Consider the following 19,161-nt stretch of genomic DNA (forward strand, 5'->3'; position numbering starts at 1 on the left):
CAGTTAATAGAGCAGGTTAGCAGTGCGACCTAGCGAAAACGTTTGCTGTGTTTCAGTACGTAATTTTTAATACTCTACTGTTGCATTAATAAAATGGAACGGTAAGGTGCCATAAATAGATTAATCAATAGAGATAAAATCATGACCGCTACGCTTCCTAAAGTAATTTTGCATGAACATATTGAAGGTTCTGTAACGCCTGAAATGGCTTTGATCTTAGCTAAAAAACATGAGGTGTCATTACCTGATGATTTTCTCTATGCCGATGGTGCTTATGATAAAGCGGAGTTTCCGAATGGTCGTTATCAATACGATGAAACTGACTTTGGTGAATTCGTAAAAGCGTATGATGTTGTGGCCGATCTCGTTCGTGATGCCGATGATTACTACCTGATCATGAAAGACTACCTGAGCCGTAATGCGCAACAGGGGATGATCTACTGTGAAATGATCACATCTGCCTTCCACTTATGTTGTGAAGAAGATGCTCATGGCGCGGTGTCGTTGAATGCGAATAAATACCACGAATTTATGGATGGCATTGAGCGTGCGATTAATGAAGTAAAAGATGAATATGGCACAGAAACGCGTCTGCAAGGCTGTGGTGTGCGCCACTTAAGCCTAGAGCATCTGAATTTAAGTGTAGATTTTATCGCGAACAACTCGCGTGAAATTGTCACAGGTTTCAATATTGCCGGTAACGAAATGGCGGGTGAATTTGAAGATTTCATCTACGTTCATGATTTGGTGGATAATATCCCATTACCTAAGTCTTATCATGCGGGTGAAATTCGTGGCCCTGAAAGTATGCGTGATGCTTTAAAGTTTGGTGCAAAACGTATTGGTCATGGTATTGCAGCCATTAAAGATGACGCTTTGATTGAGCAATTGATTGCAGAAAACATTACCTTAGAAGTGGCTCCAACCAGTAACCGAATTCTAGTCACGGAGTTTGAACAAAAGCTCGATAATCACCCTTTACGTTGCTTATATGAAAAGGGCGTGCGTTTGTCGATTAATACTGATGATGCGGGCTTATTTGGTACCGATGTCGCTAAGGAATACCACATTGCAGAAACGGTATTTGGATTTAATCGTATCGAATTATTGGATGTTACGTTATGTGCTCTAGAAGCTGCTTTTGTTGCGGATGATGTGAAGCAAGGTTTAATCGATAAGACCTACCAAGCGTTTACTGCGCAAGATTGGCATGATTTGGAAGTCCATGCGGCAGGTTTAACGGATGGCGCTTTGAAAACTCGCTTACAAAGCCGTTTATATCATAAGTAATTCTACGCCACTTATAATATAAAATCGTAATAAAAATCCACGGAGAATAATAAATTCTTCTTCCATAAAGGCAGCGATCACTTCACATTGGTCAGCTGCCTTTTATAAATATTTATTTCCCAAAATCAGTTAATGATCCAAAGTGTTAGCTCCTCTCAAGCTCGTCATTCCGGAAACGAGGGATGAGTTATCCGGGATCTCTCACACCAATGAAAGTTACGTAAGCAAGACCCCGCATCTTCTTCGCCTAGGCTCATGTGCGGGGTGACAGCTGGGGAATAAGCATATTTGCTCCAAAAGGATTTGGCGTAATAAACCTCATCCCCGCTTCCCCTTATATCAACTTCTGTTGCCAAGTGGATTAATTTATCAAAGGGAAGAGCTGGTCTTTGTCGCTTGTAGTTGCAATATCGACTCAATATTCACCGCACATTATGAGAGCGTCATTCCAGCCGAGCCTAAGCGAGAGCAGGAATCTACTTATCACGCGCTGAATAGTTACAGTGTTTTTTTACGCTAATACCATTACACAACAAGCGATCACAAATAACTCCCTCTTTACCAATGGAAAATATTTGGTATAAAGATTTACAGCCAAGGGAGGGCGGGGGAGGGTTGATGTGAATGACTTATTTATGCCCCAAAGTGAGCTAATATTGACCAATATTACATCTCACCAACGTGTCAATTGACTTAATTTTTCTCATACCAGTACTGCTGAACTCGAAAATGTGTATATATATGGGTTTCCTGATAGGCAGCAGCAGAATCTCTACCAATTTCAGTTGATGTTGCTTGATTTATGCAGGGTTAGTAGGACGTCACTTCCTCAAATGCAAAACTATTTTAGTCTTCCCTTTGTCAGTGATGAGAAGTCCTATCCAAAATATTAAAACTACAGCAGCACTGTAAATCGGAATTGTCCAACGTTGAGTTATCCATCTCTCTAGCTCAATTTTATGTTTAAAAGCCAGATCCCGCATCTTCTTCGCTTAGGCTCATGTGCGGGATGACTGGGCCGGAGTAATTCATTTATGTCCAAACCCAGTCCCAACTTTTAGCATCTACCAGCAAAAATCATATTACCTCTCAACCCCAACCTATCGCTTCACAACAAAAACACCCCATTGATCAAATATCAATGGGGTGTTTCGTTTCCGGCTTTGGCTATCTTTTTACCTACAGCTTAGCGATCTCATCTTGTTTGTTATTTAGCTTTTTCTTGCTTTGTTTTTCTGCTTGCTTGATTAATTTTAGCAAGGTTTGAGTGTCGTAATCTTGCTGTTGAGGGCCGTATAAGCTTGCCATCAATGCGTTGATTTCTGACTGGATACTGTGTTTGAGATCGGCGGCTACATTTGAATGTTGAGCTTGCCATTGAGCAAAAGCACTTTGAATTTTTGCACCGTCTTTGGATTTAACCGCATCAATAAAGCTATTTGGTTGTGCTTTACTTGGCGTGATTTCCTCAGTTGGTAGTTGAGGTTGTTTGCGCTTTTGCTGCACGAATAATACTAGTGTTATTAACCATAAAGCGGCAAATAGAGCAGTCGTGTATGGCCAAAAACTTGCCTTAGTACTATTAATTGCCGGTGCGGCTTTAGGTTCAGCGGCGTTATCACTTTCGGTAGTGTTAGTTGTACTTTCAGGCTGCACGTTTAACGCTTGCGATGGTTGTGGCGCATTCTCATCTACTTTCGCTTTTAGAGTGATTCCATTTACCTTGGCGGTTTCTGCTTGGTTGGCTTTTGAGTTCCACCAAGGCACGCTTACGGAAGGTAGTGCGATATCACCGGATTTTTTCGGCATGATGACTTGCTTTAGTGTCATGACAGTATTGCCGGATTCATCTTGGCCAAATTTTGGTTTTTCGCTGTAAACACGTACTGAATTTGGGTAGTCAATTTTAAGTTCAGGCAAACTTTCTGCGCTCACATCTTGGACGGCTAGGGCGAGAATTCGGGTAATCGGTTGACCAACTGTGGTATCTATAGCGGTAGATGAATCTAGCATGTTACCTTCACTGTCTTGCCAGCCTTGTTGCAAGGTTAGTGATTGAGTAGGCAGCCATGCGCCTTGGTATGAAGAAGGTTTCTCCTTCACCGTTATGGTGATAGGCTTTGGTTGCACATCGACTGGCACAATGCGACGGATGCCGGTTGTGCGGTTGATACTAATCACAGAGGCTTGTAGGCGAGTAGGGATAAGCTGATGCGTTCCAGATTGTTCGGCGGTTACACGATACTCTTGTTCTACAACCGTCGTTTCAATGCCATTAATGATTTTTTGATATTGGTTAGGCTGGCCGATCGGCTTGATGCTTAAGCCATCACCTGAAGGTGGCGTGAGCTTAGTGTTTTGCAAACCACGGGGGTCGGTCTTCACCAATAATCGAGAAGTGAAAGTCGCCATCTCTTTTGGGTATAAAGTGGTTTTTGAAATGCTGTCATCAAAGCTAATTAGGTCGCTTTGTTTTGGCGTGCTTGGATCGTTGCTGACATGCAAGGTAATGGGATCGGTTTTAACGCCATTGATTTCAAAACTCGGAATGATAACGTTACCAGATTTATTGGTCGCCAGACTGATGTTCCATTCACTTCTTAATGTGACTTTGCCATTGACGCTGTAACGCGATGAACCAAATTGTACCGAACCTTGAGTGAAGTCTTTATCTAGTGCGCTTGGGTCGAAATCTTCTCGGTGAGCTGCGCCCATATACGCCACTTGTAGATTAAATACTTCATTGGTGCTTAAACGGGTTTGTGAGACGGAAGCGGTCGCCTGTATATCATTGGCAAATGCACTATGACTTATCGCAAGTGACATTAAAACAGCGCTTAATAGGGCGAATTGTTTATGGCAAGCACGCTTTAGTTTTGAGGCGCTTAACTGAGACAATAGTTGAGAAAAGATTGAATACATTGTGTTTTCCATTCGTCGATTTACCATTGCTGACCGTTAGATTCTGGTTGCGGATTTTGCTGGGCTTCAAGCGCCATTTGAGCTTGTAGTAAGCGTCTTGCATCATCAGGGATCTGTTCTAGTTTATTGAGTTTTGGATCAACCGCGACCGTGTTACCTGCTGGGTTGTTGTTATCTTGCTGACTCGCAGCCATCGCTTGTTGTTTTTGTTGATCTTCTTTTTGTTTTGATTGCTCTGCTTGTTGTTGGGCTTGAGCCTGCTGCTGTTTAGACTTTTCTTCGCTGTTCTGCTGAGAGTTATGTTGCTGATCTTTATTATCTTGCTCTTGCTCTTGCTCTTGCTCATTTTGCTCAGATTGATTCTGATTTTGTTGAGAATCTTGCTTTTGCTTTTGAGCAGATTTGTTTTGGTTGTTTTGCGATTGTGAGTCTTGTGACTGATTCTTTTGAGATTGGTCACTTTGAGACGAGTTATCTTGAGCGTTATTTCCCTTCGAGTCTTGGCTTTGTTGATCTTTAGACTGCTGTTCTTGCGAGTCTTTGTCGTTCTTTTGCTGATCGTCTTGTTTGTTATTTTTATCGTCTTGGTTTTGTTGTTGGTTGTTCTGCTGCTTTTGTTGCTGCAAAGCTTTATTGACGATCTCTAAATTCTTTTTCGCATCCGCATGATTTGGATTGATTTTTAAGATGTCTTTATAACCTTGTTTAGCTTGTTCTAACTGGCCTGCTTGGGCTTGTGCATTGGCTAAGTTGTAGCGAGAGTCTTCATCCTTTAAGCCTTGCAGAGATTGAATCGCCGCTTGGTAATTGCCTGCCTGATATTGAGCCGCGCCTTGCCATGCACGGTTTTCAAATTGCGTGGCGGCTTTTGCATAATCTTTGGCTTGATAAGATTGGTAACCTTGCTGGTCGGGTGTTTTAAATGCTGATGTAATGTCAAAACTAGATTCAAGCGTCGTCTTTGGTTGGGCTTCTTGTGCCGCGAAAGCATCTTGAGGTTGCAGCAAGGGTAGGCTGACTAAAAGTGCTAGGCTGAAAATTCCACCACGGCGAAACGAACCAAGAGCAAAAATAAGCAAGATAGGTAATAGCCAAAAACCATTATTAATATGTACTTCCAATTCTGGCGATCCTTTATTTTGTTTACTGGTGTTTAATTCCACATGATTGAGGGCTTGGGCAAGCGTTTGAATATCGACATCATCAGTGCGAAGCGCGGTATAAACACCATGTCCCGTTTGGGCTAATGATTGCAGTGCGTTGAGATCGGCTTTCGCAACCACGGTGACACCATTATGAGTAAACATATCGCCACTAGGTAGGCGAATCGGTGCGCCTTGTGCGGTGCCAACTGACATCACAGATAAATTCCAATTCGTACCTTTAAGTTGGGTCGCGATGTTGTCTGATTCCGCAGAACTTAACCCATCGGCAACTAAAATAATGTCACCTTGCTGGTGGCCTGCTTGAGTCAACATATCAATGGCTTTTTTTACGCCAGCACCCGCATTACTGCCATGAGTCGGCATGATATCGGGAGATAGGTTTGGAATTAAGTTTTTCAGCGTGTTGGCATCATGGGTTAATGGGCTAATCATATAACCATCGGCCGAGTAGGCGACTAGCCCGGTGGTGCCTTCTTTCAATGCTGGTAGTAAACCCATGACTTTGTAGCGAGCTTGGGTTAAACGATTTGGAGCCAGATCGGTGGCGTACATAGATAAAGTCATGTCCATCACTATCACTCGTGCATTATTTACACCAAAACTTGGAACCTGCTGTTTCTGAAAGCTTGGCCCTGCTAGAGCGATGATGGCAATCAGCCAAGCAGAGAGTAATACTCCAATTACTGAGCTGTGTGTTTTGGTTTGGTCTAACCCTAATTGTTGACTTAGGTGGTTAGCAATTAAGCTGGTAGTTTTCGGTTTTCGATACAACCATACGCTAAGTAATAGGGCAGGAATGATCGCATATAACCAAGTAGGATTAAGAAGTTGGAAATTAGACATGTCGTCTCCTTAATACGGCAAGGATAAATGACAAAATCAACGCTAAAGCGAGTGGATAAGTAAACCATTCAGTTTGTGGTCGCCACGTTTGTGTCGCATTGCTGACCGGTTGTAATTGGTTAATGGTGTCGTAAATTTCGTTCAATTCTTTTTGATCTCTAGCGCGGAAATATTTTCCGCCAGTCATTTGTGCAATTTGAGTAAGTGTTTTTTCATCCAAGTCTTGAGCGGTATTTACGGTACGGCTACCAAAGAAGCTATCTATTTGTAATTCACCTGCACCCACACCAACGGTATAAATAATGGCGTGATTTTCTTTGGCGATATGAGCCGCTTCAATTGGATCAATGACGCCCGAGGTATTACTACCATCACTGAGTAGTACGATAACGCGTTGCTCAGCCTCACTTTTGATAAAGGTTTTAGTGGCAATACCTAAGCCTTCACCAATCGCAGTTTGAGTCCCTATCATATTTAATTGAGCACGGTTTAACTGCTGCAATACGGTGGTGCGATCGAGCGTCAGCGGAGTTTGCAAGTAGGCGTGATCAGCAAATAACACTAATCCTAAACGGTCGCCTTTTCTCTTGGTAATGAAATCGGTTAATACTTGTTTTACCGCGCTTAAACGGTCGATATAGCCTGAAGGTGAATTCATGTCTTCTTGTGCCATAGAACCGGATAAGTCGACGACTAACATCATATCGCGATGCTTCGGTTGGAATTCGACAGGTTTGCCATACCATATTGGTCTTGCCGCAGCGGTGACTAATAATAACCAGATAATGATAGCGAGAACTTTAAGTCCAATATGTTGTTTTTGTTGGACATTATCTTCTGTTGGTAAGGTAGGTAAAATAATGGCAGCCCTAGGTTTATGAGCTGGAGCAAACCAATAAACAATCAAAGGCAGTGGTAAGGCGAGAAACACCCACACCCAATGAAACTCAAACATCGTCTTTGGAACCTTTATCTGTTGGGTTTTGAACTTTGGACTCAAGTTCGTTGAGAACTCGTTCTTTTTCAATTAATGACTTTGGAGCTTGTCGTACTTTTGGTGATGGGTTGGCCGGGCGAGCCGCTGAAACCATACCATCATTCAGAGCATTGGCCGATTGCTTAAATGCTTGTTGAGCGGCTTTGATTTTCTTTTTGCTTGGCGGTAGTGATTGGGTGATCCATTCCTCTACTTGTTGGTAAAGTTGGTTTGCAAGATCTTGTGAAACATCTTGTTTTTCATATAAAGCAGTCTGCCAGTTTTTCTGGTTGGATTGGAAGTTGTTTTTATTCGATGGATGTTGTTCATCTAAAAACGTGTACCAACGTTCACCATGTAAGCTGGCAAGCATCGGTCTTGGATAATAAGAGAAGCAGACTTGGCGAAGTAGGTCATTGGCTGTGGCGACTTTTTTCTGGCCTTGCTGTTTACTACTGTTTTGCGCCAGTAACCGTAGGGCAGCCTTTTTCGCTAAACGGCGTTTTTTATAACGAGAGGCAATAATTAGCGCAATGATGATCGCCAGAATAATGATGGCCGCACAAGCCCACCATCCCCAAGCAATAGGCCACAAACCGGGTTCTGTTGGTAAATGTAACGGTGCTAAAGGAAGCGTTTGAGAGCCTGACTCAGACAACGCCGGTTGAGCTTGTGATACCGCAGATAATGGAGCGTTATTCATTGATATTTCCTGAATTTGGTGCGGATGATGAGGGTGCACCTAGTTGAGATAATAAAGGTTCTGAGCATGATAAAGAACGCATCGGAATAGCGAGGCTTTTACAGATTTTCTCTATTTGATTGAGATGTTCAATATAGCGGTTTTTTAGTTGTGTTCGGGTATTTTTTTGCCCAAAGTTCAACCAGCGAGTTTGTTCACCATTGCTGACATATTCACTGCCACGAAAATCAGTATTCCCCATTTCTAGAGGATCGAATATATGGATAAACTGCAAGCGATTATGTTGTCTGAGTTGATTCAGTAGTGGTTTTCCGTCTAAATTTAAGCGTTTAAAATCACTAATGAAAACGATATCGCTGCCTTTCGGACACATACGGTGTAGGGTTTGAAGTACTTGTTGGAATGGTAATTCTTTAGTTGGTGTTGTATTGGTTTTTTGCTGGGCTTGTAGCTGTTTAATTGACTCATTATTAAGCTCAACTAATTGATGACTAATATGTAATGCACCTTGTTGACGCGCGGTCGGTTTTAGCTCAATCAAACGGTCTCCCATATCAATCACGGCGCCAATGCGATCTTTTTGCTCTACTGCGAGCCAGCTTAATAAACTGGCGAGATGCGCACATTGAACCGTTTTAAATAACAATTGTGAGCCAAAACGCATGCTTGCACTGAGATCTAAATATAAGATCACGGGCTGTTCACGCTCTTCAGTAAACAGTTTGGTATGCGCTTTTCCGGTACGCGCAGTGACTCGCCAATCAATAGATCGAATATCATCGCCCGCTTGATATTGACGAACTTCTGAGAAATTCATACCACGACCTTTCTGGCTACTAGTATGACTGCCGTTCAGTTGTGACCATAGGCTTTTACTTGGCGGCTGCCAATGCACGGTATGGCTTTTGTAGTACAGCAATTCTTTTAAGCTTAATTCTACGCCCGTGGCAAAAGGGGGTAACTTTTGCTCCATCATGCACTGCCAACCTGTGCCAGTAATTCTGCGATCACGCGGTTAGAAGTTATGCCTTCTGCTTGTGCTTGATAGCTAAGTAATAAACGATGACGTAGAATAGGGAAGGCCATTGCTTGAACATCTTCAGGGCTAACAAAATCGCGACCTGCCAACCAAGCATGCGCACGAGCACAACGATCAAGTGCGATAGTGGCGCGAGGGCTCACTCCCATTTGTAGCCATTCTGCTAACAGTGGGTTGTATTGTGATGGCTGACGCGTGGCCATGATCAAACGAATAATGTATTGCTCAACATTTTCTGCCATGTGGATCGAAAGTGCTGCTTGTCGAGCATCAAAAATGGTTTGTTGAGATAGCTTCACCGGCTGACTGGCAAGCTGGCCTTGAGCTTCACCGCGGTTAAGGCGCAAAATATCTAACTCACTTTCCGCATTTGGGTAGTCTACTTCAAGGTGCAGCAAGAAACGGTCTAACTGCGCTTCAGGAAGAGGGTAAGTGCCTTCTTGTTCAATCGGGTTTTGGGTGGCCATCACTAGGAACAAGTCGGGTAATTTATAAGATTCTCGTCCAACCGTAATTTGCTTTTCTGCCATCGCTTCGAGCATTGCCGCTTGTACCTTAGCTGGTGCACGGTTAATTTCATCGGCTAAGATTAATGAGTTAAATATTGGACCCGCTTGGAAGGTAAATTCTCCGGTTTCAGGGCGGAAGATATCCGTACCCGTTAAGTCAGCTGGTAAAAGATCGGGAGTAAATTGCACGCGGTGAAAGTCACCTTCAATACAATCGGCTAATACTTTAACTGCACGGGTTTTAGCCAGTCCTGGAGGACCTTCCACTAGAATGTGTCCATCGGCGAGTAGTGCCACTAATAATTGTTTAACTAGTTCATTTTGGCCAATCACTTGAGAATTCAAATATTGCTGGAGCTGGGCAAAAGTGTCCGAATGCATGGTCAAAATATCTCCTGATGTGTCTGATTAATACGTTTATGAAATGTCGTCAAATGTGACAATTTGTAACTTGAGTTCTATGACCACGAGAGAGTGAAAAAGTTCTCTCTAATGACAAATTAAAAGTAAGCTATATACCCAAATCACTTTAAGGTGCGAGTTTCAGCAAGAATAAAACAAGCTTTGGGCAAGACAAATTGAATATGATCATAGTCATTCTATTTGTGTTCAATTTAACGAAGTATAAAGTTTTGGATGATATATCTGAATTCTGCACCTTGAAGTCACTTGGGTATAAATAAGGTTATTTCAAGCTGGTTTTCTGGCAGTTGTGAGCCAAAATCGTTAGAATTAATGCAATTGATTTTATAAATTGTAACCTTGGGAATTAGATCATGAGTAATGATATTGAAAAAGAGCTAGAGCAAATGTCGGCGGAGATGACAGAAGCTCCAGAAACACCATTACCAAGCATTGAAGAGCAAAAAGCAATTGTTGCAAAACTTAAGCAGCTAGAAGCAGAAGGTAAATTAACTCCTGAAGTTCTTGAAGAGCACTTTGGTAAGTTTAATGATAATGATGCGCGTCCAGTGCATTAATCTGCTTTGAGTTAAACGACTGAATAAACGCTTGCCTTTTAGTTGCAGGCGTTTTTTTAAGTATTTTCATTATCTTAGATGGAACTCACAGTGTTAGAAAAAGAAAACCTGATAAAGCTGGCTCGTATGCCCATGCCATTTGGTAAGTATGCTGGGCGCATGTTGATTGATTTGCCTGAAGAGTATCTGCTGTGGTTTCAAAATAAAGCGGAATTTCCTAAAGGAGAGTTAGGAGATTTATTGAAATTATGCTTAGCGTTAAAAGTGGAAGGGTTAGATAGCCTAGTGAAACCGTTAAAGCGATGAGTTGATATAGATTTTGAGTTTATATCGGTTTGAAATAGTCTTTCAAACATAAAAAAGTGAAGCTCAGAGGGCTTCACTTTTTTTATGTATAGGCTGTAGTAAGGAGTGACTGCTGAGCTGAAAAATTATGAATTATATTCGGCAGTAAAAGCGGCTTTACATGCATTAAAGCGATTGACGAATTCATCAATATCTTCTTGTTGATAGGGCTTCAAGCCACTCGCGATCATTTTTTTCACACCTTTACCAACGACTTCACCATCTTCTTTAAAAGCAAAGTTCAACGTTACTACACCGCGCTTACCTGTGACATCAAACGTCGCACCAGTAAACTCGACTTCTGGATGAGAGAGATCTAAGCGGCAGAACTCAACATCCATGCTTTCGTAGATCACGAGAGGGCGTTGAGTATTAATCATCATCTGTTCTTCTTCCATTAGAGGAACCATGATGTGGGGGAAATTCATACCAGAAAACTGAACGTAGTTTGTGACGACATGTTCAATAAAGTTTTGATTTTGGCTTTTTTCGCCTTCGTGATGCATGAGTAGGTATTCTTTACCATTTTCATCAACTAAAGCACTGTCTTGAGGCCCTTTCTCTTCTATATGTAAAGCAACACCATCAGAGACCATGCCAGAAAAACGGAAGCTCATTTTTTGGCTAATACCTTCCTGTTGCAATAAAACGGCAAATAAAAGGTCACCAGGAACACAGAAACGTTTGCTGTCTTCATCATGAATAGGGTTAAAGTCACCCGCCACTTTTTTAGCAAAATGGCTTGCTTGCTGACGAGTAAATTGGAAAGCGCTATCTTGAGTTGAGAAATAAGGTGTTAGAAACATAATTCACTACTAATAGAAAAAACAGCCGAGATTATATATGACAATCGAACATAATTGGTCAGTCCAGTGAAAATAAATTGCTTTTCTTTTGCATGTTATAAGGTTAGTAGATAAAAGCTTAACCAGAAGAGCGCTCAATAGGGTAGATATTGCAGTAAAGCTCTTTCTCAAATTGACTTTCAAGTGCTGAGCGCCAGTGCTTGCAATCATTGACTGGGATGAGATAAAAATTTTCACGTGCCGTATCTGTGACGAAGGCAATAGCATATCGCATCAGCTCGTAATGAGTATCGTGCACGAACCCAAGGTTAAAGCCCTGACGCCCTGTCAGTTGGTTAATATCACGTCGAGTTAACGTGACGCCTTGTGTCTCATTGATAAATTTATCCTTTAACCACGAGGCAAAATCTTTAGCGCCGACCATAGTGTAATTCCTCACAGCTTTTCTTGAATATGGACTCCACGGCAAATGTGTATCGTTGCGGATAGATCATAAGTTTGTAAAGGTAATATCAAATAACAGGCCTACACCTTAACTTTAGCCAATGGATATTATTTTGCGTTGTAATCTTTCAATTCCAGTGAATTTCTTTAGAATACTTACTTTCATATTTGGAAAAGTTTGAATTAGTACTAAAACTTGTACCAAATCTTTGAAAACAATTTACTCTCTTCTTATAACCTACTGATTATGTAGGTTAAATTTAAACTCATGTGCTACTTGGTATGTGGCACCACTGGAAATAGGATATATCATGCCTGTAATTACTCTTCCTGATGGCAGTACTCGCCAATTCGACAACGCTGTTTCAACTATGGATGTTGCTTTATCAATCGGTCCTGGTCTTGCGAAAGCAACCATCGCAGGCCGTGTTGATGGTAACCGTGTTGACGCGTGTGACCTTATTGAAAATGATGCGAGCTTAGAAATCATCACTGCTAAAGATGAAGATGGCTTAGAAATCATTCGCCACTCATGTGCTCACTTGCTTGGTCATGCGATTAAGCAACTTTTCCCTGAAGCTAAAATGGCGATTGGTCCAACGATCGATAAAGGCTTCTACTATGACATCGATCTCGAGCATTCTTTAACGCAAGAAGATTTAGACGCGATTGAAAAGCGTATGAAAGAACTTGCGAAAACCAAATATCAAGTCATCAAGAAGAACGTTAGTTGGCAAGAAGCGCGTGATACGTTTGAATCACGTGATGAAAGTTACAAAATCGAAATTTTAGATGAGAATGTGGCACGTGACGATCGTCCGGGTCTCTATCATCATGAAGAATATATTGACATGTGTCGTGGTCCACACGTACCAAATATGAGCTTCTGCCAACATTTCACTCTATTGAATGTAGCGGGCGCATACTGGCGTGGTAACAGCGATAATAAAATGCTGCAACGTATCTATGGCACAGCATTTTCAGATAAGAAATTACTAAAAGAGCACCTTGTTCGTTTAGAAGAAGCAGCGAAACGTGACCACCGTAAAATCGGTAAGCACTTAGATTTATTCCACATGCAGCAAGAAGCGCCGGGTATGGTCTTCTGGCATCACAATGGTTGGTCGATTTTCCGTGAGTTGGAAGTGTTCGTACGTGAGAAATTAACAGAGTACGACTACCAAGAAGTAAAAGGCCCATTAATGATGGACCGTGTGCTTTGGGAACGTTCTGGCCACTGGGATAAATACGCTGATGCGATGTTCACAACGTCTTCTGAAAACCGTGAATACGCAATTAAACCAATGAACTGTCCAGGTCACGTTCAAATCTTTAACCAAGGTTTGAAATCATACCGTGATCTTCCATTACGTATGGCAGAGTTTGGTTCATGTCACCGTAACGAACCATCTGGTGCCCTACACGGCATTATGCGTGTTCGTGGCTTTACTCAAGATGATGCACATATTTTCTGTACAGAAGATCAAATTCAAGACGAAGTAAAGCAATGCATCAAGATGGTTTACGATGTATATAACACGTTCGGTTTTGAAAATATCGCTGTGAAACTATCAACTCGTCCTGAACAGCGTGTAGGTAGTGATGAAATTTGGGATAAATCAGAAAGCGATCTGAAACTTGCATTGGAATCGATGGATATTCCATACGAAATTCAAGAAGGTGAGGGCGCGTTCTATGGACCTAAGATTGAATTCACATTATACGACTGCCTAGATCGTGCATGGCAATGTGGTACGGTTCAGCTTGATTTCAACTTACCAGGCCGTTTAGGTGCAACTTATGTAGGTGAAAACAACGAACGTTTAGTTCCAGTTATGATTCACCGTGCAATTTTAGGTTCACTAGAGCGTTTCATCGGTATTTTAATCGAAGAATATGCCGGTTTCTTCCCAACTTGGTTAGCGCCTGAACAAGCTGTTATTACCGGAATCACAGATAAACAAGCGGATTATGTGCAACAAGTTGCACAAAAATTGCAAAAATCTGGCTTTAAAGTAAAAGCGGACTTGAGAAATGAGAAGATTGGCTTTAAAATCCGCGAACATACTTTAAAGCGTGTGCCTTACATGATCGTTTGTGGCGACCAAGAAATGGAAGCTGGCGAAATTGCAGTACGTACACGTAAAGGTAAGGACCTCGGTAAATTCAAAGTTGAAGATTTCATTTCTTATCTTCAAGCCGATGTTTCAAGCCGTAAGCTCAATCTGGAGGAATAACCTATTAAAGGCGGAAGAAAAGGCCAACAACCGGCCAAGCAAAACCAGCATCGTTTAAACGATGAAATTCGAGGCGTTAAAGAAGTACGCTTAACAGGTGCAGACGGCGAAGCCGTAGGTGTTGTTTCAATCAATGAAGCTATGGAAGCGGCTCTTGAAGCTGGTATGGACCTGGTAGAAATCAGTCCAAACGCTGAACCACCTGTCTGTCGTGTTATGGACTATGGTAAATTCCTCTTTGAGAAGAGCAAAGCTGCTAAAGAGCAGAAGAAGAAGCAAAAGCAGATCCAGATTAAGGAAATTAAATTCCGTCCTGGGACTGATATCGGAGACTATCAGGTAAAACTACGCAACCTGACTGGTTTCCTTGAAGACGGTAACAAAGTGAAAGTAACTATTCGCTTCCGTGGCCGTGAAATGGCGCATCAAGAAATTGGCGTTGACGTTCTAAACCGTTTGAAAGCCGACACTGAAGAGTTAGCAGTGGTTGAATCTTTCCCAACGCGTATAGAAGGTCGTCAAATGATCATGATGCTAGCCCCTAAAAAGAAGTAATTAACGGCCTTACAAGTAATACAACCTCGTCATTCGCTGTTATGCAGTGATTGATGGGGTTTTATTCGCCCTAATTACATAATATTAACCGATATGTTTATTAACACTGCGTCTTAAAAGCTATTTACTTAGCACGTAGAACGATTAATACATACAATGCGGAGTTATTCATCATGCCTAAGATGAAAACAAACCGAGGCGCTGCGAAGCGTTTCAAAAAAACTGGTGGCGGCTTTAAATTCAAGCACGCAACTAAACGTCACATCCTGACTAAACGTACTACTAAAAACAAGCGTCAGCTTCGTCCAAATGCCATCCTTCCAAAATGTGAAGTAGCTGGTGTTGTTCGTATGCTTCCATACGCTTAATTTTTTTAGTTTATTTAATAGTTTAGGAGAAGCATAATGCCTCGCGTAAAACGTGGTGTACAAGCTCGTGCACGTCATAAGAAAGTTCTAAAGCAAGCTAAAGGTTACTACGGAGCACGTTCACGTGTTTACCGCGTAGCTTTCCAAGCAGTTACAAAAGCTGGTCAATACGCATACCGTGACCGTCGCAATAAAAAGCGTACGTTCCGTCAACTATGGATCGCTCGTATTAACGCTGCATCTCGTCAAAATGGTCTATCTTACAGCCGTTTCATCAACGGTCTTAAGAAAGCATCTATCGAGATCGATCGTAAGATCCTTGCTGATATCGCTGTATTCGACAAAGCTGCTTTCGCAGTACTAGTTGAAAAAGCAAAAGCTGCTCTTTAATTAGAACCAGTCTTTAAGATTAAGAAAAAGAGAGCCTAGGCTCTCTTTTTTTATGTCTGATTTTTAGGGGCATTTATTCTAAATTACCACTATTTTGCTGGGCTCAAAAAAATATTATATGACTATCTTACCTATCAACATGAAACATGTGTTTTGGACAAAAAGGAATCGCTCCGGCCCCGTCATCCCGCACATGAGCCTAAGCGAAGAAGATGCGGGATCTGGCTTTTAAACATAAATTGAGCTAGAGAGGTGGATAACTCAACGTTTGGACAGAAATAAGTCAGTGAACTTGCTAAATTAGTGATTCTTTAATTACTTAAAGTATGGAAACTAGCATAACGGTGACAAAAAATTATTGAGCCTCGAACTCCGAAAATGTACTATACACACTGTGTTTCATAGTGGTGACAGCTCTTAGTGGCTGTCCACTCTTAGCAGTAAGAGTGAAACTAATTTCGAAGGGTTCGCCCTTAGTGTATCTCGTATATGCTTACTCCAGTAGGAGTGTTAACTTATTGTAACTAAACTACCTCTATGAAGCACACCCCCCAACATTAGGAGAAGATGGTGGCTTTGGCAGACAATATTTGGTGGACAAGAAAAGCACGAATTCAAACTGAAAAACGACTTTTGTCTAACGCCTTTCACTCACAAGTAATACTACTCTGGTATTCATTCTTCTCTGTCGCCGTATCCGTTTATTATCTAAAGAATCCACAAAATGGAATCGAAGCGATCTCTTGGGTTGTATATTCTGTTCTAATACTTTGCATTTCAGGATTCATCAACGGGCTTTCTTTTAAGGAAAGAGCAAACCTAATCAAAGAATGTTATGAAAGTTTGAATAGCATTATGCATCAAGCCTCCAAGCCAAATGCTGACTTGGCCAATTTATCAACAACCTACGAATCTAAGCTAAATGCTTGTGAAAACCACACTGACAAAGATTTTGCCATTGCACTATGCCAAGAGTATTGGGCAAGTACCAGCACCGTAAGACAAGTAAGCAAAGGTTTCCATTCAGATACCTCGGAAAACAAACAACAACCAAAACAAGCTCTTACTAGAATACCAACATCACATCACTGGTTTTTAGCAGTATCTTATTTTGTTGCCAGATTGTTAACTCTTGTGTTTTTCTATGTCTTGCCTGTACTGATATTGCTTGCATTAAACTCGTCTCTATTCTTATCCACTCCAACTTCTACTGGTGGATAAAATGCGTGTACAAGACCAATTTAATAAAGAGTTTAGGCACGAGAATCTAAAAGAAATCTTTTCCAATCATGTTGTATATTCTGGTGCTACTGGCATAGACAATATGAATCAGTATGCTTTCAGAAAACAGTTAGACCCGCAAGTTGAAATCATTTCTCGTAAAATGATTGAAGGTTCGTATGCGTTTTCCAAGTACAAGCTAAAGTTGCTGACTAAAGGGAGAAATAAAGCCCCTCGTGAAATCTCTATCCCTACAGTTAGAGATAGAATTGCATTACGTGCTATGTGTAACTTTCTACAAGACCGATTTGCAGAATCAGTGAAGTTCACGCTTCCTCAAGATGTCATTAAAGATGTTAAGGCTCACGCTTTATCTGGTGACTTTGATAGCTATATTAAGTTAGATGTTTCGAATTTTTACCCATCGATAAGACATAAAAACCTACGCTCTCAATTGAAAAAGCGCATTAGGCAAGATCACATACTAGACATGATCTTTTCGGCTGTCACTGCCCCTTCAGTTCTAGTTTCGAGAAAGGATGATAAGCCAAGTGAAGTCGGCGTACCCCAAGGGTTGGCTGTTTCCAACATCCTTGCAGCCATCTACCTCCAAAACATTGACAAATTTTTATCTGAATTGCCTAACGTAAAATGCTACCGCTACGTTGATGATGTATTAGTTCTTTGTTCTGCTGATCAAGCACACTATCTAGCACAAATCATTATCAAGAAGTTTCGCAATATTGGTTTAAAAATACACTGCCCAGTGAAAGTACCAGAGAAGTCAAAAATTGACTCACTTGCTAACGGTTTTGATTATCTTGGGTATCAATTCACCAATGAGCATATCTCTGCAAGAAATGGGTCGATTGAAAAGTTAAAGGCTTCTCTTGCTGGGATTTTCACAAGCTATAAGCACTCTAAAAATAAGAGCTTAAAAATTTTAGAATGGCGATTGAACCTACGAATCACTGGCTGTGTGTTTGAGAATAAATGTAAGGGTTGGCAATTTTTCTTCGCTGAGATCAATGATGAAAAACTACTCCACAGATTAGATCATTATGTCCTGCGCCTATGTAAGCGTTTTGGGGTAGAAATCAAACCTAAAAAGTTTGTTCGCACTTTCAAAGAAATTAGCCATAACAAATATAACACCAGTTATGTACCAAACTTCGACCAGTATGAAATACCTGAGATGAAAGAGGCTTTAGTTCAATATTTTAGTTTTGATTTGACCAATATGACTGATGAAGAAATTCGTTACCACTTCCATAAAAAAATAGGTTCTCAAGTCAGAGAGCTAGAAGTTGATGTGAAAGACTTTGGTTACTAGGTTGAATGTTCGTTAAACAAGGGGAGATATTCCCTCGCACCTATAGACGCCTGACAGGCATTAGAAAAAATAGGCCAAATGATGATTCAGGGACCAGAGGCTTAAACGGTAGCTAACTTACTTTGGGGCATAAACGTTTTAACAAAGGCAGCGCTCTGATGAGAGCGCTGCCATTTTGTAAGAGATGTTATTACTTTCACATGAGAGTTTGCGAAAATCAAAGGCGCTCATTCAAATAAGATTGATAGTCCGGGATCTCAATATCAACTTCTTGCTCTAGCAATACGGAGTTGAATAAGAAATTTGCTGTTGCACGGTTGGTTGCTACTGGAATATTCCAAACCGATGCTATACGTAGTAGCGCCTTAACATCTGGATCATGAGGAACTGCGTTTAGTGGATCCCAGAAGAAAATCATCATGTCTATTTTCCCCTCAGAGATTAGAGCACCAAGCTGTTGATCTCCCCCCATAGGGCCACTGATTAAACTCTTGATCGCAAGCCCAGTTTCGCGGCTTAACATGTTCCCTGTTGTACCGGTAGCGTAAAGAAAGTGGCTTTGTAGTTTCTCTTTATTCTCAACAACCCAGCGAAGTAGCTCTGGCTTGTAGTGATCGTGAGCAACCAGGGCGATATTTTTGTGCGCAGGCATTGTGCGAATGGTTTTCTTCATTGTTAACATCCTAAATGTTCAATAAAAATAAATGAAAGACTAACAACAGCATAATTTAATTACAGTTAAAAAAATAGCATGATTATTCAGTTCCTAGATCTTAATTTGAGGGCTTGATCACGCTGTACTCTTCTGCCTTTATTATTCACCACATTGAATATTGAAAACCCTCAATTATGGATCTAACGCCTCTTGAAGTAACACTTCCATTATCAGTCTTCGTGTGTTGAATCGTAGTCCACTGATATGACATTAATATGATTTTTTGCCGAACTATTAATTACACCTCTAAAGGACTTATTTTGTTATTTTAAAAATTAACATGTTAATTTTCACCTTTTAAATCAATATCTTAATGGTG

General features: G+C 41.2%; 18 protein-coding genes. 9 read left to right on the forward strand and 9 right to left on the reverse strand.

What is annotated here, in order from left to right; genetic code table 11:
* Positions 1-141: 141 nt before the first annotated feature.
* Positions 142-1,290, forward strand: a complete 1,149-nt coding sequence (add, locus tag ACN0T8_RS06685; protein WP_417879862.1) for an adenosine deaminase — start codon at positions 142-144, stop codon at positions 1,288-1,290.
* A gap of 1,179 nt (positions 1,291-2,469) precedes the next feature.
* On the opposite strand, the gene ACN0T8_RS06690 is transcribed toward add, so the two are convergent.
* The 6 genes from ACN0T8_RS06690 to ACN0T8_RS06715 are packed head-to-tail and all read right to left on the reverse strand — an operon-like array spanning position 2,470 to position 9,829.
* The gene (locus tag ACN0T8_RS06690) at positions 2,470-4,212 is read right to left on the reverse strand and encodes a BatD family protein (protein ID WP_417879863.1); all 1,743 of its coding nucleotides are present in this window, start codon (positions 4,210-4,212) and stop codon (positions 2,470-2,472) included.
* Positions 4,213-4,232: 20 nt separating this feature from the next.
* Complete coding sequence (locus tag ACN0T8_RS06695) at positions 4,233-6,221, reverse strand: vWA domain-containing protein (RefSeq protein WP_417879864.1); 1,989 nt, start codon at positions 6,219-6,221, stop codon at positions 4,233-4,235.
* The gene (locus ACN0T8_RS06700; RefSeq protein WP_417879865.1) at positions 6,214-7,176 is read right to left on the reverse strand and encodes a vWA domain-containing protein; all 963 of its coding nucleotides are present in this window, start codon (positions 7,174-7,176) and stop codon (positions 6,214-6,216) included. Before ACN0T8_RS06700 ends, ACN0T8_RS06695 begins: the two co-directional genes overlap by 8 nt.
* Positions 7,169-7,900, reverse strand: a complete 732-nt coding sequence (locus tag ACN0T8_RS06705; RefSeq protein ID WP_417879866.1) for a DUF4381 domain-containing protein — start codon at positions 7,898-7,900, stop codon at positions 7,169-7,171. The genes ACN0T8_RS06700 and ACN0T8_RS06705 overlap by 8 nt, the downstream gene beginning before the upstream one ends.
* Positions 7,893-8,873: a DUF58 domain-containing protein gene (locus tag ACN0T8_RS06710; RefSeq protein WP_417879952.1), complete on the reverse strand. Its 981-nt coding sequence runs from the start codon at positions 8,871-8,873 to the stop codon at positions 7,893-7,895. Before ACN0T8_RS06710 ends, ACN0T8_RS06705 begins: the two co-directional genes overlap by 8 nt.
* Complete coding sequence (locus ACN0T8_RS06715) at positions 8,873-9,829, reverse strand: AAA family ATPase (protein ID WP_417879867.1); 957 nt, start codon at positions 9,827-9,829, stop codon at positions 8,873-8,875. The genes ACN0T8_RS06710 and ACN0T8_RS06715 overlap by 1 nt, the downstream gene beginning before the upstream one ends.
* 395 nt (positions 9,830-10,224) lie before the next feature.
* Here ACN0T8_RS06715 and ACN0T8_RS06720 point away from each other — a divergent pair, with 395 nt between their 5' ends.
* Both ACN0T8_RS06720 and ACN0T8_RS06725 read left to right on the forward strand, forming a co-directional pair.
* Positions 10,225-10,428, forward strand: coding sequence for a restriction endonuclease subunit S (locus ACN0T8_RS06720; RefSeq protein ID WP_417879868.1), 204 nt, complete (start codon positions 10,225-10,227; stop codon positions 10,426-10,428).
* A gap of 90 nt (positions 10,429-10,518) precedes the next feature.
* Positions 10,519-10,734: a DUF3820 family protein gene (locus tag ACN0T8_RS06725; RefSeq protein ID WP_027695672.1), complete on the forward strand. Its 216-nt coding sequence runs from the start codon at positions 10,519-10,521 to the stop codon at positions 10,732-10,734.
* Positions 10,735-10,859: 125 nt separating this feature from the next.
* Here ACN0T8_RS06725 and ACN0T8_RS06730 read toward each other — a convergent pair whose 3' ends face one another.
* Both ACN0T8_RS06730 and ACN0T8_RS06735 read right to left on the reverse strand, forming a co-directional pair.
* Positions 10,860-11,579, reverse strand: a complete 720-nt coding sequence (locus ACN0T8_RS06730) for a DUF3581 domain-containing protein (RefSeq protein WP_417879869.1) — start codon at positions 11,577-11,579, stop codon at positions 10,860-10,862.
* A 118-nt stretch (positions 11,580-11,697) separates the two neighbouring features.
* Positions 11,698-12,003, reverse strand: coding sequence for a hypothetical protein (locus ACN0T8_RS06735; protein WP_417879870.1), 306 nt, complete (start codon positions 12,001-12,003; stop codon positions 11,698-11,700).
* 331 nt (positions 12,004-12,334) lie between these two features.
* Here ACN0T8_RS06735 and thrS point away from each other — a divergent pair, with 331 nt between their 5' ends.
* The 6 genes from thrS (at position 12,335) to ACN0T8_RS06765 (ending at position 18,127) form a co-directional block, all read left to right on the forward strand.
* Positions 12,335-14,260, forward strand: coding sequence for a threonine--tRNA ligase (thrS, locus tag ACN0T8_RS06740; RefSeq protein ID WP_417879871.1), 1,926 nt, complete (start codon positions 12,335-12,337; stop codon positions 14,258-14,260).
* Between the two features lie 3 nt (positions 14,261-14,263).
* Positions 14,264-14,815, forward strand: a complete 552-nt coding sequence (infC, locus tag ACN0T8_RS06745; protein WP_089124061.1) for a translation initiation factor IF-3 — start codon at positions 14,264-14,266, stop codon at positions 14,813-14,815.
* A 173-nt stretch (positions 14,816-14,988) separates the two neighbouring features.
* Complete coding sequence (gene rpmI / locus ACN0T8_RS06750) at positions 14,989-15,183, forward strand: 50S ribosomal protein L35 (protein ID WP_027695677.1); 195 nt, start codon at positions 14,989-14,991, stop codon at positions 15,181-15,183.
* Positions 15,184-15,219: 36 nt separating this feature from the next.
* A complete protein-coding gene (gene rplT / locus ACN0T8_RS06755; RefSeq protein ID WP_089138143.1) occupies positions 15,220-15,573 on the forward strand; it encodes a 50S ribosomal protein L20 in 354 nt (117 codons plus the stop codon).
* Positions 15,574-16,140: 567 nt separating this feature from the next.
* Positions 16,141-16,794, forward strand: a complete 654-nt coding sequence (locus tag ACN0T8_RS06760; protein ID WP_417879872.1) for an SLATT domain-containing protein — start codon at positions 16,141-16,143, stop codon at positions 16,792-16,794.
* Position 16,795: 1 nt separating this feature from the next.
* Positions 16,796-18,127: a reverse transcriptase domain-containing protein gene (locus ACN0T8_RS06765; protein ID WP_417879873.1), complete on the forward strand. Its 1,332-nt coding sequence runs from the start codon at positions 16,796-16,798 to the stop codon at positions 18,125-18,127.
* Positions 18,128-18,344: 217 nt separating this feature from the next.
* On the opposite strand, the gene ACN0T8_RS06770 is transcribed toward ACN0T8_RS06765, so the two are convergent.
* A complete protein-coding gene (locus ACN0T8_RS06770; RefSeq protein ID WP_417879874.1) occupies positions 18,345-18,800 on the reverse strand; it encodes a methylglyoxal synthase in 456 nt (151 codons plus the stop codon).
* Positions 18,801-19,161 lie beyond the last annotated feature (361 nt).

It is taken from the genome of Vibrio sp. (assembly GCF_048266485.1).
GTDB lineage: Bacteria > Pseudomonadota > Gammaproteobacteria > Enterobacterales > Vibrionaceae > Vibrio.

Excerpts from the sequence above, each read along its gene's own strand:
- add (WP_417879862.1), top strand. The coding sequence starts at position 142 with ATGACCGCTACGCTTCCTAAAGTAATTTTGCATGAACATATTGAAGGT.
- ACN0T8_RS06690 (WP_417879863.1), bottom strand. The coding sequence starts at position 4,212 with ATGTATTCAATCTTTTCTCAACTATTGTCTCAGTTAAGCGCCTCAAAA.
- ACN0T8_RS06695 (WP_417879864.1), bottom strand. The coding sequence starts at position 6,221 with ATGTCTAATTTCCAACTTCTTAATCCTACTTGGTTATATGCGATCATT.
- ACN0T8_RS06700 (WP_417879865.1), bottom strand. The coding sequence starts at position 7,176 with ATGTTTGAGTTTCATTGGGTGTGGGTGTTTCTCGCCTTACCACTGCCT.
- ACN0T8_RS06705 (WP_417879866.1), bottom strand. The coding sequence starts at position 7,900 with ATGAATAACGCTCCATTATCTGCGGTATCACAAGCTCAACCGGCGTTG.
- ACN0T8_RS06710 (WP_417879952.1), bottom strand. The coding sequence starts at position 8,873 with ATGGAGCAAAAGTTACCCCCTTTTGCCACGGGCGTAGAATTAAGCTTA.
- ACN0T8_RS06715 (WP_417879867.1), bottom strand. The coding sequence starts at position 9,829 with ATGCATTCGGACACTTTTGCCCAGCTCCAGCAATATTTGAATTCTCAA.
- ACN0T8_RS06720 (WP_417879868.1), top strand. The coding sequence starts at position 10,225 with ATGAGTAATGATATTGAAAAAGAGCTAGAGCAAATGTCGGCGGAGATG.
- ACN0T8_RS06730 (WP_417879869.1), bottom strand. The coding sequence starts at position 11,579 with ATGTTTCTAACACCTTATTTCTCAACTCAAGATAGCGCTTTCCAATTT.
- ACN0T8_RS06735 (WP_417879870.1), bottom strand. The coding sequence starts at position 12,003 with ATGGTCGGCGCTAAAGATTTTGCCTCGTGGTTAAAGGATAAATTTATC.
- thrS (WP_417879871.1), top strand. The coding sequence starts at position 12,335 with ATGCCTGTAATTACTCTTCCTGATGGCAGTACTCGCCAATTCGACAAC.
- rpmI (WP_027695677.1), top strand. The coding sequence starts at position 14,989 with ATGCCTAAGATGAAAACAAACCGAGGCGCTGCGAAGCGTTTCAAAAAA.
- rplT (WP_089138143.1), top strand. The coding sequence starts at position 15,220 with ATGCCTCGCGTAAAACGTGGTGTACAAGCTCGTGCACGTCATAAGAAA.
- ACN0T8_RS06760 (WP_417879872.1), top strand. The coding sequence starts at position 16,141 with ATGGTGGCTTTGGCAGACAATATTTGGTGGACAAGAAAAGCACGAATT.
- ACN0T8_RS06765 (WP_417879873.1), top strand. The coding sequence starts at position 16,796 with ATGCGTGTACAAGACCAATTTAATAAAGAGTTTAGGCACGAGAATCTA.
- ACN0T8_RS06770 (WP_417879874.1), bottom strand. The coding sequence starts at position 18,800 with ATGAAGAAAACCATTCGCACAATGCCTGCGCACAAAAATATCGCCCTG.